This is a genomic window from Rhodococcoides corynebacterioides, from assembly GCF_019834675.1.
In the GTDB taxonomy this organism is placed as follows: Bacteria; Actinomycetota; Actinomycetes; order Mycobacteriales; family Mycobacteriaceae; genus Rhodococcoides; species Rhodococcoides corynebacterioides_A.
In genome coordinates, this window is record NZ_JABUBU010000018.1 from 54,073 (window position 1) to 68,667 (window position 14,595).

Sequence of the window (14,595 nt, forward strand, 5' to 3'; positions counted from 1 at the left end):
GGAACTCGATCGTGTTCGGCTCACCCTATCGACTGCGCGGGGTGAGGGCACCTCGAGCACACCGGTCGGTACCCGGCCCCGAGACCCGCATCGATAACCGGAAACTGCCCTGTTTTCCCGCCGCATTACCCCCGAGCACGGGCGTCCGCTGTGAGACAGTTTTCCCCGTGAGCAAGCTGGACCGTACCGATGCGCGGCTGTTGTTGACCCTGTGCGACGTGCCGCGCGCGACGGGCGTCCATCTGGCGTCGTTGCTCGGTCTCGCGCGAAACACGGTGCAGGCCAGACTCGCACGCTGGGATCAATCACAGGTGCTGGGCCGCATCGATCGGTTGGTCTCACCGCGGGATCTGGGATATCCCCTGCGCGCCTACGTCGGAGCCGTCACCGATCAACACCGACTCGAAGCCGTCATCGATCGATTGCGCGACATTCCCGAGGTGACCGAAGTGGTGGGGGTGTCCGGCGAGGCGGATCTCCACATCGGGGTGTCCGCGACCGACGCGGACGATCTCTATCGCGTCGCCGGCCTCATTCTGGCGGTGCCCGGCATCGAACGCACCACCGTCTCGGTGATCATGCGGGAGGCCATTCCCTATCGCACCAAGCCTCTCATCGAGCGTCTCGCCGACGACGACGGGAGGACCTCGCGATGACCCCGCCGGCGGATCGCCGGTTCACCAAGGACACTCCCGACCAACCCGCGATCGTCGACCTGGTGCGTCGGCGCATCGCCGTGCTCATCACCGCGTTCGCGCTCCCCGGTGCGTTGCTGATTCTCGGCTCTCCGGCCGGGCCTGCGCCCGGCGCGCCGCGCATCGCCGCCGTCGGCATCCTGCTCAGCACCGTGCCGGTGTCCCTGATCGTCTACCGCACGCGCACCGCCTTCCTCTGGTTCAACAGACCCAGCCGTCAGGCGGCCCTGGCCCTGGCCTTCACCGTCTACGCCGACCTCGGGACCGCCGCCTTCCTGCTGCTCTTCCGGGACCAGGGCACGGCACTCTTCGGCTGCGCGTTGTTCGCCGTCGTCTCGTCGTTCGTCGCGTTCTTCGGAACGTCCGTCGCCGTCGGCTTCCACGTCGTGGCGACGACCGCGGTCATCCTGATCATCACGCTGCGCGCCGCGATGGACCCGGCGGCGGACACCCTGGCCCTCGCCGCCGCGGGCGTGTCGTTGTGGCTGGCCGTCAACGGCACGATGACGGTGATCAGTCAGACGTCCGCCACGTTGCACAGCAACCTGCGCACCCAGATCGGGCGCGCACAGACCGACCCGCTGACCGGCCTGCTCAACCTGCGCGGCCTCGAGCAGATGGTCCTGCGGCGGGTCGACGACGACGTAACCCTGGGGTTCCTGCTCGTCGATCTCGACCACTTCAAACGGGTCAACGATCGGCACGGCCACCTCGTCGGCGACGACGTGTTGGCGCTGGCCGCGTCCCGGCTGGCGACGTTCGTCGGCGACGACGGCCTGGTCGCGCGGCGAGGCGGGGAAGAATTCCTGGTGGTGATCACCACGGACGTCGACGCGGGCGAGCTGGTCGACCGCGCCGAGTCCGCCCGGCACCACCTGCACGTCCCCGCCGACGAGGTACCCATCACCGCCAGCGTGGGCGCGTCGTTGGTGACGCCGGGTGACGTCGCCGAGCAGGACGTCCGGTCCACCATCCGCCTCGGGATGCACCGCGCCGACATCGCGATGTACCGGGCCAAGAGCGCGGGACGAGACAACGTCCAGTTTCACGGCAGTCGGCGGGGGTAGCCGACGCGGGTGAGCACGGCGGAAGCACGGACGACGACGGACGACGACCTCGGCACCGTCAGGGTGGCCGCGGATCAGGGTCTGGCCGACGCCGTCGCCGACAAGATCTGCGCCCGTCTGGACGGGCATCGCCTGACGTCGGGCACCGTCCTGCATGCCGAGTCGGTCTCGCTGCCCCTGCCGCCCGTCGAGAGCGGGCGTCCGGACATGGAAACGTGGGCGTCGCTTCTCGACACCGGCTCCACGAAATCCGGGGAATCCGAGAACGCGAACACGATCACCCTGTGCGTCTCGGAGATTCCGCGGCGAGTGGGGTCGCGCCCCGTGCTCGCCGAGATCGTCGGCACCTCGATGGTGGTGATCTACGTGCCGTCGTTCGGGGCGCGGGCGGTGGCGCGGCGCGCCGGCGCGGTCGCGCTCACCGCGATCGAGTCGATGCGACGACGTGACGACGACACCGACGACGGCAGTTCCGTCGCTCCCGATCACCCCACGCCCGCGACGGGTCTCGCGCACTGGTCCGTCGATTCGGGTCACGACATTCTGCTCGCCCCGGCACTGTTGGGCCGAACGCGCATGGTGGCAGGCATGATTCGCACCAACCGACCGTGGCGGCTGGTGCCCGCACTGTCGGGTGCGCTGGCGGCGGCGACGGCAACGTCCGCGTTCGGTGTCTTCTACTCGAGCATCTGGCAGATGGCGGCGTCGATGTCGGTGCTGCGGCTGTGCTGCGTCTCGGTGATCGCGGTCGCCCTCATCACGGCGTGGCTGATCCTGCCGAACGGGTTGTGGGAGCGGCGGACTCGCCGTCAGACCGGCGTCGACCGCGCGATGTACAACATGGCGACGCTCGCCACCGTCCTCGCCGGGGTGGTGATCATGTACGCCGCGCTGTTCGTCGTGGTGGGCGCGGCGTCGGCCGTCGTCATCTCCCCCGAGTTCCTCTCGATGCAGCTGGACCGCGACGCCGAGGCCCTCGACTACGTGCGGCTCGCGTGGCTGGCGGCGTCGCTCGGCACCGTCGCGGGGGCCGTCGGGTCCACCGTGGCCGACCAGGAGCAGATCCTCGGCGCCACCTTCGGACACCGCGAAGCGGCGCGGCGCCGAGCCGCGAAAAGCCGGCTCGCGACCGACTAGCCTTCGTCGAACAGCGGGTTCCCGGCCAACCGCTCCGGCATCCGGTCGAGCAACTCCACCAGGGCGCCGGCGTAGGCCGCGTCGGACAGTCCCCGCGCACGGGCCAGCGTGCGCAGGCGCGCCCGGGCGTCGCCGACGTCGTCGCCGAACACCTCCGCGACGACGCCCGTGGCCGCGGCGAGGCGGGCGGCGGTGCTGAGCACCTCACGGATCGCCGCCGCCGGACGACGCCGGCGATCGTCGTCGGTACCGATGGTGAGGGCCAACGCGGCGAGGTCGGCCAGCGTCGCCCCGACGTCGTCGGGTCGGTCGGTGTCCCACGGCTGCGCCGCGTGGACGGCGAGCGAGCCCAGGCCCACCCCCAGCGACGTGATGGGGTAGGCACGGACGGCGCCGACGCCCGCCGCGCGCGCGGTCTCCGCGAAGGTGCGCCAGCGTCCCTGCACCGTCGAGCCGGTGTCGGCGAGCACGGCGACGGCGGTCTCCCGCGCGCTCTCGAGGATCGGGCCCTCGGTCAGCAGCGGGCCGTGCACGGCGGCCTGCGCGACGGGGGTGGTGACGGCGGTGTGCAGCTCGCCGCCGTCGTCGAGCAGTCCGATGACGACGCCGCGGGCGCCGTACGCGTCGTGCGCGGTGGTGGCGATCTTCTCGAGCAGCATCAGCACGTCGAACCGGGTGCACAGCGTGGCGGTGATGTCGGCGAGAGCGAGCCGAACGACGGGTGTGGTCATGATCGGTCTCCTTCGTCCCGGAAGGCGAGGCGGCGGGACACCACCTCGGCAGCCACCTCGATCAGGCTGCGGTCGAGAGCGAATGCGTGCGCACGGAGTCGGTCCATCGCGACGGCCGTGGAGACACGTAGTTGGACGGCGACCATGCCGGCCGCGAGATAGACGGACGTGCGGTCGAACGGGTCGGTGGACGCGGGTGTGCCGGACGGTTCCGCGAACGCCGGGTGGGCGAACGTGGCCAGGATGCCGTTGGTGAGCGAGGCGGCGCAGGTGAGGGCGGCGTCGTGCTCGGTGGGGGTGAGGTCCCCCGGCGTCAGGCGATGCATCTCGAGGACGCCGAACGGGACGTCCACGCCCAGCGGGTAGGCGAACAGCCCGCGCACCCCCAGCTCCCGCGCGCCGTGGGAGAACATGGGCCAGCGGAGCATGGCCTCGGGGCCGGTGATGTCGTGGATCCGAACGGGCTGATCGTCCCGGTGCGCGTCGACGCACGGGCCTTCCCCGACGGTGAACTGCAGCTCGTCGAGCCGCAGCGACCGCGGGTCGGTCGCGTAGACCAGTTGGCGCACGTTGCGGGAGGTCCCGAGCAGAGCCACCGCCGCGCCGTCGACCTCGGTCAGCCGCGCGCAGGCCTCCACGATGTTGCGCACACCGGTGAAGGAGGGGTGCTGCGCAGCCGCCTCGGAGTCCTCGGGTTCCGGATTCACCCGGCCTCGCTCCCTCCGCTCGGGCCCGACTACTTGCCGATGTTCGAGCGCAACAGCCGCCACGGAACGGCGGCCGACTCGAGCTGCACGGCCAGGCTCATCTTCGACGTGCCGTCGACACGTTCTTCGAAGCGGATGGGTACCTCGGCAATGCGCAGTCCATGCCGAATGACGCGGTAATTCATTTCGACCTGGAACGCGTATCCGTTGCTGCCCACCGAGGCGACGTCGATGGTGCGCAGGGTGGACGAGCGCCACGCCTTGAACCCGGCGGTCGCGTCGCGCACCTTCAGGCGCAGGATCGTGTTGACGTAGACGTTGGCCCACTTCGACAGGGCCTTGCGGTGCCACGGCCAGTCCTCCGCGACGGCGCCCCCGGCGACGTAGCGGGAGCCGAGGACGACGGCGGCGTCGGTGTTCCGCAGCTCGGCCACCATGCGCGGAATGGCCTCGGCGGGGTGGGAGAGGTCGGCGTCCATCTGGACGATGATGTCGGCGCCGTCGTCCAGCGCGCGGACGATGCCGGCGACGTAGGCGCGGCCCAGCCCGTCCTTGGTGGTGCGATGCAGAACACTCACCGGGATGGCGGCGTCGCGACCGAGCTGCTCCGCCACGTCGCCCGTGCCGTCGGGCGATCCGTCGTCGACGACGAGCACACCCAGATTGGGAAGGTGCAGGTCAGCGAGCATCCCGACGAGCTTGGGGAGGTTCTCGCGCTCGTTGTACGTCGGGACGACGACGGTGATGCGGGGATCAGTGGGGGCTTCCGACACCGTGGAATGGTGATCGATCGGCTGCCGAATCGCAAGAACCGGACATACGGCACGGTTCCCGGCGTCCTCCTGCTCGTCTGGTTCGCAGGGCTGCACCGAACAGGTCATGGTGAGATGAGCACCGGCAGCGGACCCGCTGCGTCGCAGGAACAGGAGCACCATGACGATCGACGTCCATCGCGCCATTGCCGAGACGGCACGGCAGATGCACGCGACCGCCGTCGGCGACGAGGGTGGAGTCGACCGCGTGCTCGACGCCATCACCGCCGGCGCGATCGAGCACGTTCCGGGGGCGCAGTACGCCGGGGTGCTGCTGGTGAGCAAGGACAAGACGTTCGAGACGCTGTCCCCCACCGATCCGCTGATGAACCGGCTCGATCAGCTGCAGAAGGAAACGGACCAGGGCCCGTGCCTCGAGGCGGCGTGGGAGCAGCCGATGGTGCGGGTGGACGAGATCGAGACCGATCCGCGCTGGCCGGACTTCTCCGCGCGCGTGATCGCCGAGACGCCGGCGCGGTCGTCGATGTCGTTCCAGCTGTTCACCCATCAGGGGTCGCAGGGCGCGCTGAACCTGTTCGCGGACGAGGTGGGGGCCTTCGACACCGAGTCGGCCGAGATCGGCCTGGTGTACGCCACCCACGCCGCGCTGGCTCTGCATTCGAGCAAGCAGTTCGGCAACTTCGCCAGCGCCATCGCGCGGCGGGACGTCATCGGTCAGGCCAAGGGCATGATCATGGCGGAGTACAAGGTGGACGCCGTGCAGGCCTTCGAGATGCTGCGCAAGCTGTCCCAGGACACCAACACCCCGGTGGTCACCCTGGCCGAGCAGGTGGTGGAGTCGCGGCTGCAGTAGCCGCGCCGGGCGTCAGGCCGCGTGGGTGGTCTTGGGCGGGTTCACCGTGGTGGACGTGACGTCCTGCTGCGCCGGCTTGGCGGGGAACAGATGGAGCCACGGGCTCATCGGGTAGCGACGAAGAAGGGCCGCGCGCAGGCCGACGTGGGGACGCCGCATCTCGATCTCCTGTGGTGAAGGACTCCGTTTCGGGGAAAGGTACCGTTTCCGACGCCGTTCCCTAGTGTTTCTTCGGTGTCCGGACCGAATCGTTACAAGGACGGGCGGTTCGTAGTCACAGCCGTCGCTGGCGCCCCACCCATCACGTGCGTGCCCGCACGCCGCGCAGGACGAACACCGCGGACGCGCCGACGAAGCACCACGACGCCACCGCCCCGGCGCCGGTGAGAAACCCCACCGACGCCGCGGCGGCGAACAGAGCAGCCACGAACAGGTGCCGACTCCGCGTCACTTGCGCGTATTGCGCTTGTGGCCCGACCGCGGTTCGTCGGGTGCCGGCACCGGCCTCCCCTCGATCTCGCGGGGGCACTCGGTGACGATGCCCGCCGCGACCCCACCCGCCCCGCCGAGCACGGCACCGACCGCCGTCCCGACCCATCCGCCCGACGCCCCGATCGCCGCCCCCAGACCCGCCGCGCCGATCCCGTTGGACAGCACGGCCTGGGAGCACTCGTCCACCTGCACCTCGGCGGACTCCACCACACCCTGGATGTCCGGCGGGAGGATCGATCCCCCACCCGCCAGCGCCGCCGTGATCGCCGTGGCCGCCACGATCGCCGAACCCACCATTTGATCTCTCCCCCATCGACCCGGGGCGGCCGGATGCCGCCCTCCCGGTGGGTTCAGTCAACGGGTTGGTGAGGTAGGTGTGAATGACGTGGATGCACGAAAGTGGTTCGGGGACATGGGCGCAAGGTCGGTGGGGGTGTCGGGGGTCGTCAGATTTCGAAGTGCGCGGTAACGACCCCCGGAAGCGTGGCCTTGGGTCTTCTGGCTCCCATAGTTAGGAGCTCAACCGTGATGACACGGTTCATCGCTGTTCGTCCGATTCAACCGGTTCTGCGGCGTCGTCATCGACGGCTCGTCGAGGAGACTCGACTACCGGGTCGGCCTCGACCTCCTCCGCCTCCTCGACCGCGGCGGGATCGGGTGCGGCGGCATCGGGTACGGCGACAGACGCGCCGGGAGCAGAGCCCGCTCGAGGCTTTTCTTCATCCGCGCCCTCCGCCTCGGCACTGTTCGGCGCCGGGTCCGGGTTCGACGAGTTGTCCCCGGCGTGGACCTCGGGTCCTGCTCCTGCACCCGCATTGGCTGCTGCCAGCGAATACGCGCCCAAGGCCGAGTCGGAATCAAGGTCGGAGTCGGGGTCCGGATCGGGACCGAGGCCGGAATCGGAACTCAAGACCGGGTCGCTAAGAGCAGAACGTGCCGTTTCGAACGGTGGTTTGTTGACGACGACTTCACGTCCGTCCGCATAGCGGTACCTGGCCACGGACCCGTTGCTCTGACACGAGCCGGCCTCCGTCGCCACCGAGGTCCGGCCACCCTCACAGCCGAAGGTCACCACGTCGAAGGCGTCCACGATATAGAACGCTCGACCACCTTCCTCGGCCATCAGGGCCAGAGCGCCGACGATGACCGCCGCGTCGACGAGGACGGAGGAACCCGCTCCCGTAGCCGAGGCCGAGATGGCGGAGTCGCCGGACAACCCCGCCGTTCGACCGGACGATGCGGACGCGGTGACGGTGACCGATCCCCCGTTCTCGGAACGGATCGTCACCACTGGCGTGACCGGTACATCGTCGGCGCCGGACGGAATACGCCCAATCCGAAGGGCGGCGGCCGAACCGTCCCCGACCACGTCAACATCGACGTCGATGGGGCCTTGAACACTGGCGTCAACCCTAGCGACCTGCCAACCAGCGACGTCGTTCGTCACGTCCACATCGAGTTTCGCGCCCCCTTCGGCGTTGATATTTGCCCTCGCGTTGTGGCCGGTGCCCGACAGAGTCGACGACACCGCCGAGCCGTCCTGTGCGTGAATCGTCGCTCTGGCTCCATTGCTCGTCGCGGTCACAGTAGATTCGTCGTCTGCTGTCACGTAGAGGGAGGAACCTGAACCTGCGGAAAGCGTCAACGCGGAACCTGCGCCCGCGCTGTAGGTCACCGAGGAACCGGAGGCAACGACGTCGGACGTGCTCTTGTATGTCGAACCGCTGACGACGGCGCGGTCGGACGCCCGCAGCGTCGCGGACGCGCCGCTGGAACTCGACAGACTGACGATGGAACCGGATGCTGTCACCGATGCGGTGGCGTTGTACACCTCTATCGACGACGGGCCCGTTCGAAGATCCGCCGTTAAACGTGAATCGCCTCGTACGTCGACCGATCCGTGGGCGGACTCGCTCATAATCAGGTCGACCTGGGGCCCTCCGTAGAGGTACACATTAGCTGATGACCTGTTGTTGAGACGTGCGTCGAGTATGGAGTCCACCGACACCGCGCCGACGAATCTTGATCCGCCACTCAACACAACATTCGCCGTAGAACGCCCGTCGGCGGCGATTGTCCCCGTAGCGCCATCGTTGACTGTCAGCATTACCGATGAGCCGTCCGCCGCGTAAGCGAGCGGACCCTCCCCCAAGAATTGCGGGACTTCCGCGGGTACGACTTCTGGCCGCGCAGACAGAACTATCGCTGAAGACGTGTCCCTCGCGAGCGCACACCCGGACCACGGTTGCACATCGGACACAACGCCCGGGAGATCGCGACAGACCAAATTTCTCGGGACGGAAACCGGCGGTGGCAATGGGAGTGGAGTTGGTGTTGGCCTGGGCGGAGGCGCCCCGGCCGGAGGCCCCGAGCCCACCCTGGGCTTCAAGGCTGCGATTTTAGTTTTGATAGCGGATGCAATTCGGATGGCACTTGTGCCTGCGTTAGCACGTTTCCCGTAACTCTCGTGTGCAAGCAACGGCCTGACAGGCTCTATCCTTTGGTTAGTCAACCAATGCCACCCGTCAGCGACCTTTTGGTTTCCCCAGTTATTGACCTCCCCAACCACCGGAATCGATTTCTTAATCTGCTGATCCCGCAGATATATTGTTGTTGGGTTAGTCGAGCAGATTATGTCCGCATAGTCGCATACGCTGTAGATACGGTCCGAGAGCCACATTGGGAATTTCTGCAATCGGGGCAGAAGGGGCGCTATCCCGCCCTCGCCCTGCATGGCAGTCCCCTCATACCTCATATTGTCGTTGGGAACGCGATGACCATCCGCAATCAGATAGGCCGCGGTGAGGTGTTTGAAAACCGTGCGACTCAGATTCGAGTTGGGATCGTTGACAAGCTGCAGAATCACGCGATGCATTACCATCGCGCCCTGCGAATATCCGGACAATACAATTTGTGAGTTGGAGCATCCACCAGCGGAGATCCGCCGTACGACGCCAGACAGGTCCCTCAGTACCACCTCGACGCCTTGATCCATGCTCTCGATGAAATGGTTTCGAATCTGGCGATTGGGAGTGACCGAAAAGTTCAACAACTCTTCTACAGGCGCCGCACTGTACATCGTCGGAATCAGTTCGATTTGTTCTTCGCCGACTGCATCCTTGATCCGGTCATAAAACCCTCGGACGGATCCCCCGAGGTGCGCTGGGTCGTGCACGGGTTTTCCAATGTCGACCGTCTCGCCCGATCCTCGGGCACCCAGAAAGAACACTTTTGGACAATCGCCACTCGGCCGGCTGGACGCAACGTCAGGGACCGTCGCCAAGAGCGTTGTGACTACAACCGTAGATGCCGCCAGGCATCGCCCATGCCTTGCGAGCCTGGGGGCGGTCCGTCGAACCATATTTCGCATTCCGGCGACTCCGCTCTCTGGCTGCAGCCCGACACCACAAACCACATAGTGCTTGACGAATGGCAATCGTGACATAAGTCGCCTGGTCGGACTGTCGTTCGATTGGACTACCTGAAAAGCAGCGCGGGGACCTGACAGCACAGTGGCTGCACAAGATAGCGGCAAGTCATCCAGTGCGAAGCGACAGACGCGCGCTTCAGCTCGATGCGCGGTGGCAGCGCTAGCTGTACTGCCCGGGGACGTTGGTCAATCGGCTGATGGGCGTTGCTTTGCCGATGGCGGAGTGTTGCCGGTGGTGGTCGTAGGTGTGGAGCCAACCGGGTAGGCCTACACGGCGTGCACGTTCGGAGGAGTATTGGCGGGCGAAGTCCCACTCACCTGCGAGGGTGCGGTGGTCGACGCGTACAGGCTGGGCAGCTCTCACCTCGGAATCGAGCACGTCCTCCCGGCCGTTCTGAGATACAACCTCAAGCTACGTGCTGTCGATACCGCGTATGGGGTAGACATTTCGCGGTTGCGCGAAGAGGTCAAAGGGTGGAATCTGTGCCCCCCATTCCTCAGGTCCGCGACGTCAAGTAGGGGTTGCACCATGACGGACCTACTGGTCCACGACGAACTGCTGTGAGGCCCTGAGCGTCGGACCCTTCTCCATCAGGATTTCGAGGTTGACGGTGTACGTCCCGGCGTCGAAGATGCGGGTGCTCGTGCCCCACGTCCCGCCGCCTCGGCACTGGTCGAAGCCGGTCTGGTCGTAGCGCGCGACCTCGACGCCGCTCGGCCCGAGAATCTGCACATGGCCTTGGCAGTACCCGAGATCGCTGCCGTCCGGCCGGTTGATCGTCCACTCGTAGTTGGTGTCGGCGAAGAACCGGCCATCTCTCTTCATGAGGTCCGAGACCCGGAAGTGGTTGGGACCGAGCTCGACTCCCCAGCCGTTGTCGGTCACCTTGGTCGAGAGGTTGACCGTCGCGTTCGACGCCGCGCCGGGGGCGGCGTTCTGCGATGTGCGCACGTTGACGGTGTACGTGCCCTGGCCGAGGAACGGAGCGACGGCGCCGCGCACGTTCGCGGCCAGGGTGGTGAGTGCGTCCGGCACCATCGTCATGATGGACAGGCGCGACGCGTCGAATCTGGCCTCCTTCGTCGTGGCCTCGCCGGATTCCAGGGACAGCGACAGGCAGTCGGAGACCTCACGATGGAAGTTCCCCGCCCCCACGCCCGTGGGCTCCATCGCCTCCCGTGCGGCGTCGAGAATCTTCGTACAGGCAGCGGCGTCGTTCACTGCGCCGAACGGTATCGACGGGTAGAGGGCCTGCACGCCGAGGAACAAGGAGCGGAGTAACGACATCCCGGGATCGAGCTGGAGCGTCAACCGTTGTGGAGGTAGGTCGGGCGCGTAGTCGAGCGTCGTCGAACCCTCCGGCGCCACATAGGAGCCGTCGCCGTACGCGTTGGCGAAGACCGTCTCGAAGGCCGCGAGGTCGATCAGCCCCGTCAGACTCCGGTCGACGACGGGCTGGTGCGCCGAGAACGCCGGCGTCGACTGCACCGTCCACCCGTTGGGCGAGTTCGAGATCACGTCGATCGAGACTGCGCCCGCGTTCTCGCGGAGACACAGCCAGTGTTCGGCCGTGAAGGGTGGGTCCAGGCTGTAGGTCGTGCTGCCGACCTCGGCGGTCCGTCCCACGCAGTCCGGCCGAGGTGACGCCTGCTGGAGAAACCCGAGTGCGGCACCGGACACCCTGTCGGTCACGGCCTTCGGGTCGAGGAGGGCCGGCCAGAATTTGCTGAGGTGGTCGGTCGTGGCCGTCAGGGTCCGACTACTCGCGTCCCAGGTCGACTCGAGCACTTCGACCTGCGCGTCACCCTCCGACAGTGCAACGACGGCCGGCACCGATTCGCCGACGTTCGCAAAGCGCGAATCACGCGACAGGTCGAAGGACAGACCGAGCGAGCCGTCGGGCTGCGCGTCGTCGGCATAGGTCAAGGCGACGCCCCCGCCCCCGACGTCGAGGAAATCCTCGACCTGCACGGGAGGGCGACCGGTCGACTCGGCACGCAGCGGCTCGGACCGTCCGGACCGAGACGTGTCGGCAGAGAATTGAAACGTCTGCGTGTCCACGGTCGGCCGCATGGCCTCGGACGTGGTGGGCGCGACGGACGTGCCGGACGCCGGATCCTCGGGTGCTGGGGTGCCGCCCGAACAGCCGACTACGGCCGCCACGGACAGAACGACGACGGCCGCGATGCGCGTCGATCGCGATACCGGATGCCCCGCGCCGACGGAGCCCATGCCAGGAATGTTCGAGGCCACGAGCGATGGTCACACGACCGGGCTCTCGCGACAGTGTCGGTGCCGCAGATTGATTCGATCGGATGACGTCTCGGCAACCACCGGTGCGTGGGTGTCGTTCGTTCGGGCGATAGTGGCCGAGGATCCGCCGGGAAACACTGGCTCTCCGGTCGATACACACAGAACGGACGGCCATGAACCAGGTACCCGACATCACGCTTGCCCCCGGAGAGCGAGCGCGCTTCTCGGAAGAGTTCAGCCCCAACATCATCCTGACGCAGTTCAAGACGACCATGGTCATCACCGACCGGCGGGTCATCGTGCGTCAGCCCAATGCCATCTTCGGCATCATCCCGAGGGGCTACAACGAACAGACCAGCCCACTGCGTCACGTCTCCCAGATCAACGCCGGCGAGTCGTTCTCGACGCGGAAGCTCATCCAGGGTGGTCTCGGGGTCATCATGGGCCTGTACTTGACCGCCGGACTTGCTGCTTTCAGCCCGGCGCTCGCTGTGCTTGGTCTGCTCGTGATCGCACTGGGAGCATTTCTGCTCTACACGGCCCACGAACTCGGCATCGGCTTCCGCAACCACGGCGGTGGCGTCCTCTTCGCCGCGGCCTCGAAGTCGGAGCGCGGGAAGGTCGAGGCGGCCAAGCGGGCGGTGACCGACATCGTGTTCGCCCGCGAACATTCCGTCCAGTCCGGGGTGCCGACGACGCCGGTCACCGATCCGACCATCGTCATCCCCGCGCCTACGCCGGCGGTCCCGCTGTCCGCTCCGTCCCGCTTCACCGCAGCGCAGGCGTCGGACCCCACCACCCCGCAGGCGGTGCTGTCGCAGATCGCGGAGCACGAGCCTTCGCTGAGGTCCGCGGTGGCGGCCAACCCCAATTGCTATCCGGGACTGCTCGAGTGGCTTCGCGGCCTCGGCGACCCGGAGGTCGAACGCGCCTTGGCCGCGCGGGTATGACCGGGGCTCCCCCGCCTCCACCGCCGCCACCACCGCCGTCGTGGCACGTGTTCGACGCGCCTCCGCCCCCGCCGCCGCAACCGCCTCGGCGTGGTCGTGGCATTCCGGAGGGCGGCGCGCGTGCCGGTCTCGCGGCTCTGGCGGTGGTCGTGGCCATCGCCGCGCTGGGCGCGCTCGGGTGGGGTGTTCGGTCGATGCTCACCGGCGACGCCGAGAACGTTCCCCCGATCGCGACCGAGGCGTCCGCGGAGCAGGCCGAGCAGTACTCGGTGTCCGCTCCGCGCCGGTCGACGGCGGCGCCGACCACCACGGTCGCGCGTCCGCCCGCCGGCGCCACCCCCTGCCCACCGGTCTACGGCGCGGTCGGTGCGTACGCCTCGTCCGCGGCCGGCACCACGATCACGTCGTGCCCATTCGCCGAGGAGGTCCGACTCGCGTACGCCGGGAGCGGCGCTCCCGGCCGGCCGCGCCGAGTCGACGCCTGGAGCCCGGTGACGCGGCAGTGGTATCCGATGGACTGCACCGTCGACGGCGTCGTCACGTGCCGTGGCGGTAACGACGCAGTGGTGCATGTCTACTAGGGCGGGGATGGTTCTGCTCGTCGTGCTCACCGCCTCGTGCGCCGTGCCGACGGTCGCGGACCGGCCGGCCGCCGTCGAGCCCACCCCGGACCTTCCCCCGGTCGTGCTCACCGAGCCCGCACCGGCCGTGATCGTCGACTGGACCTCCGACCTGCGCCGTGACCTGACAATCGCACTCGGCGACAGCGCATTCGGCGTCGCCGTGGCGCCCGTGGGCAGCGACGACGTCACCGCGTTCGGCCCGTGGACCGTCGGGCCGGCGTGGTCGACAGCCAAGGTGCCGCTCGCGCTCGCCGCCCAATCGGGTACCACACCGAGCGACGACGCCGTCCTCGCGATCACGCAGTCCGACAACGCCTCTGCCGATCGACTGTGGGAATCACTCGGCGGTTCCGACGCGGCGGCGACGAGCGTCGAAGCCGTCCTCGCGTCCGCCGGGGACGACGCGACCGACGTCCCGAGCACGCGCCTGCGCTCGGGATTCAGCGTCGTCGGCCAGACACAGTGGACCCTCGATCGGCACGCACGATTCGGGGCCCACCTGCCGTGCCTCGACGGCACCGGCGGCGTGCTCGAGGCGATGGGCGACGTCGTCGGTGACCAACGCTGGGGGCTGGGCGAGCTGGACTCCGCACGGTTCAAGGGCGGGTGGGGCCCGGACGAGTCCGGCGGCTACCTGGTCCGGCAGTTCGGCCTGCTCACCGGCCCGCGCGGCACCACTGCCGTCGCCCTGGCCGCCGCGCCCGGTTCGGGCCTCTTCGCCGACGGCACGGACATGCTCACTGCCGCTGCGCGCGTCCTCGGCCGACACCGTGACGCTCTGCCCGCCGGCGACTGCTCCGCACCGCCCGATCTCGACCGACCACCGGTCGCGCCCATCCCGCCCGAAGGGGACCAGCCATGACGACTCCGCCTCCTCCCCCGC

Annotated in this window: 15 protein-coding genes and 2 pseudogenes; 7 read left to right on the forward strand and 10 right to left on the reverse strand. The window is 68.0% G+C overall.

Going from position 1 to position 14,595, the window contains the following annotated elements; all coding sequences use genetic code 11:
- Positions 1 to 167 precede the first annotated feature (167 nt).
- From HQ603_RS15325 to HQ603_RS15335, 3 genes are read left to right on the forward strand one after another with little or no spacing between them, the layout of a single operon-like run.
- Complete coding sequence (locus HQ603_RS15325; RefSeq protein WP_068361101.1) at positions 168 to 656, forward strand: Lrp/AsnC family transcriptional regulator; 489 nt, start codon at positions 168 to 170, stop codon at positions 654 to 656.
- The gene (locus HQ603_RS15330) at positions 653 to 1,762 is read left to right on the forward strand and encodes a GGDEF domain-containing protein (RefSeq protein ID WP_222685539.1); all 1,110 of its coding nucleotides are present in this window, start codon (positions 653 to 655) and stop codon (positions 1,760 to 1,762) included. The genes HQ603_RS15325 and HQ603_RS15330 overlap by 4 nt, the downstream gene beginning before the upstream one ends.
- A 9-nt stretch (positions 1,763 to 1,771) precedes the next feature.
- Positions 1,772 to 2,899 carry a hypothetical protein gene (locus HQ603_RS15335; protein ID WP_222685541.1) on the forward strand — a complete coding sequence of 376 codons (1,128 nt, stop codon included), beginning with the start codon at positions 1,772 to 1,774 and terminating at the stop codon, positions 2,897 to 2,899.
- Here the strand turns inward: HQ603_RS15335 and HQ603_RS15340 are convergent.
- The 3 genes from HQ603_RS15340 to HQ603_RS15350 are packed head-to-tail and all read right to left on the reverse strand — an operon-like array spanning position 2,896 to position 5,110.
- On the reverse strand, positions 2,896 to 3,630 hold the full coding sequence (locus tag HQ603_RS15340) for a GAF domain-containing protein (RefSeq protein WP_222685543.1): 735 nt from the start codon (positions 3,628 to 3,630) through the stop codon (positions 2,896 to 2,898). The two genes, HQ603_RS15335 and HQ603_RS15340, sit on opposite strands and share 4 nt — an antisense overlap.
- Entirely contained in the window at positions 3,627 to 4,337 is a 711-nt protein-coding gene (locus HQ603_RS15345; protein WP_222685545.1) for a GAF and ANTAR domain-containing protein, read from the reverse strand. The genes HQ603_RS15340 and HQ603_RS15345 overlap by 4 nt, the downstream gene beginning before the upstream one ends.
- 29 nt (positions 4,338 to 4,366) lie before the next feature.
- Positions 4,367 to 5,110, reverse strand: coding sequence for a polyprenol monophosphomannose synthase (locus HQ603_RS15350; RefSeq protein ID WP_308126561.1), 744 nt, complete (start codon positions 5,108 to 5,110; stop codon positions 4,367 to 4,369).
- Positions 5,111 to 5,270: 160 nt separating this feature from the next.
- Here HQ603_RS15350 and HQ603_RS15355 point away from each other — a divergent pair, with 160 nt between their 5' ends.
- Positions 5,271 to 5,963, forward strand: a complete 693-nt coding sequence (locus HQ603_RS15355; RefSeq protein ID WP_222685546.1) for a GAF and ANTAR domain-containing protein — start codon at positions 5,271 to 5,273, stop codon at positions 5,961 to 5,963.
- A gap of 12 nt (positions 5,964 to 5,975) precedes the next feature.
- On the opposite strand, the gene HQ603_RS15360 is transcribed toward HQ603_RS15355, so the two are convergent.
- From HQ603_RS15360 to HQ603_RS15380, 7 genes and pseudogenes are all read right to left on the reverse strand, one after another.
- Positions 5,976 to 6,122 carry a hypothetical protein gene (locus tag HQ603_RS15360; protein ID WP_222685547.1) on the reverse strand — a complete coding sequence of 49 codons (147 nt, stop codon included), beginning with the start codon at positions 6,120 to 6,122 and terminating at the stop codon, positions 5,976 to 5,978.
- A 142-nt stretch (positions 6,123 to 6,264) separates the two neighbouring features.
- Positions 6,265 to 6,390, reverse strand: coding sequence for a hypothetical protein (locus HQ603_RS19000; protein WP_261773905.1), 126 nt, complete (start codon positions 6,388 to 6,390; stop codon positions 6,265 to 6,267).
- 20 nt (positions 6,391 to 6,410) lie between these two features.
- The gene (locus HQ603_RS15365; protein ID WP_222685548.1) at positions 6,411 to 6,752 is read right to left on the reverse strand and encodes a hypothetical protein; all 342 of its coding nucleotides are present in this window, start codon (positions 6,750 to 6,752) and stop codon (positions 6,411 to 6,413) included.
- A gap of 241 nt (positions 6,753 to 6,993) precedes the next feature.
- Entirely contained in the window at positions 6,994 to 8,373 is a 1,380-nt protein-coding gene (locus HQ603_RS19005) for a hypothetical protein (protein WP_261773906.1), read from the reverse strand.
- Positions 8,374 to 9,087: 714 nt separating this feature from the next.
- Positions 9,088 to 9,900: pseudogene (locus HQ603_RS19265) on the reverse strand (cutinase family protein); the annotation flags it as partial.
- Between the two features lie 145 nt (positions 9,901 to 10,045).
- Positions 10,046 to 10,219: pseudogene (locus HQ603_RS15375) on the reverse strand (integrase core domain-containing protein); the annotation flags it as partial.
- A 204-nt stretch (positions 10,220 to 10,423) separates the two neighbouring features.
- The gene (locus tag HQ603_RS15380; RefSeq protein ID WP_222685553.1) at positions 10,424 to 12,118 is read right to left on the reverse strand and encodes a hypothetical protein; all 1,695 of its coding nucleotides are present in this window, start codon (positions 12,116 to 12,118) and stop codon (positions 10,424 to 10,426) included.
- 194 nt (positions 12,119 to 12,312) lie between these two features.
- On the opposite strand from HQ603_RS15380, the gene HQ603_RS15385 reads away from it, so the two are divergent.
- Genes HQ603_RS15385 through HQ603_RS15395 form a run of 3 tightly spaced genes read left to right on the forward strand, consistent with a single transcriptional unit; the run spans position 12,313 to position 14,574 of the window.
- Positions 12,313 to 13,089, forward strand: coding sequence for a variant leucine-rich repeat-containing protein (locus tag HQ603_RS15385; RefSeq protein WP_222685555.1), 777 nt, complete (start codon positions 12,313 to 12,315; stop codon positions 13,087 to 13,089).
- Between the two features lie 47 nt (positions 13,090 to 13,136).
- Positions 13,137 to 13,670 (forward strand): hypothetical protein, encoded by a 534-nt coding sequence (locus HQ603_RS15390; protein WP_222685556.1) that lies wholly within the window; start codon positions 13,137 to 13,139, stop codon positions 13,668 to 13,670.
- A complete protein-coding gene (locus tag HQ603_RS15395; RefSeq protein WP_222685558.1) occupies positions 13,660 to 14,574 on the forward strand; it encodes a hypothetical protein in 915 nt (304 codons plus the stop codon). Before HQ603_RS15390 ends, HQ603_RS15395 begins: the two co-directional genes overlap by 11 nt.
- Positions 14,575 to 14,595 lie beyond the last annotated feature (21 nt).

Bases quoted from the DNA above. Each gene is read 5' to 3' on its own strand.
- HQ603_RS15330 (WP_222685539.1), top strand. From the start codon at position 653: ATGACCCCGCCGGCGGATCGCCGGTTCACCAAGGACACTCCCGACCAA.
- HQ603_RS15340 (WP_222685543.1), bottom strand. From the start codon at position 3,630: ATGACCACACCCGTCGTTCGGCTCGCTCTCGCCGACATCACCGCCACG.
- HQ603_RS15355 (WP_222685546.1), top strand. From the start codon at position 5,271: ATGACGATCGACGTCCATCGCGCCATTGCCGAGACGGCACGGCAGATG.
- HQ603_RS15360 (WP_222685547.1), bottom strand. From the start codon at position 6,122: ATGCGGCGTCCCCACGTCGGCCTGCGCGCGGCCCTTCTTCGTCGCTAC.
- HQ603_RS15365 (WP_222685548.1), bottom strand. From the start codon at position 6,752: ATGGTGGGTTCGGCGATCGTGGCGGCCACGGCGATCACGGCGGCGCTG.
- HQ603_RS19005 (WP_261773906.1), bottom strand. From the start codon at position 8,373: ATGAGCGAGTCCGCCCACGGATCGGTCGACGTACGAGGCGATTCACGT.
- HQ603_RS15380 (WP_222685553.1), bottom strand. From the start codon at position 12,118: ATGGGCTCCGTCGGCGCGGGGCATCCGGTATCGCGATCGACGCGCATC.
- HQ603_RS15385 (WP_222685555.1), top strand. From the start codon at position 12,313: ATGAACCAGGTACCCGACATCACGCTTGCCCCCGGAGAGCGAGCGCGC.
- HQ603_RS15395 (WP_222685558.1), top strand. From the start codon at position 13,660: ATGTCTACTAGGGCGGGGATGGTTCTGCTCGTCGTGCTCACCGCCTCG.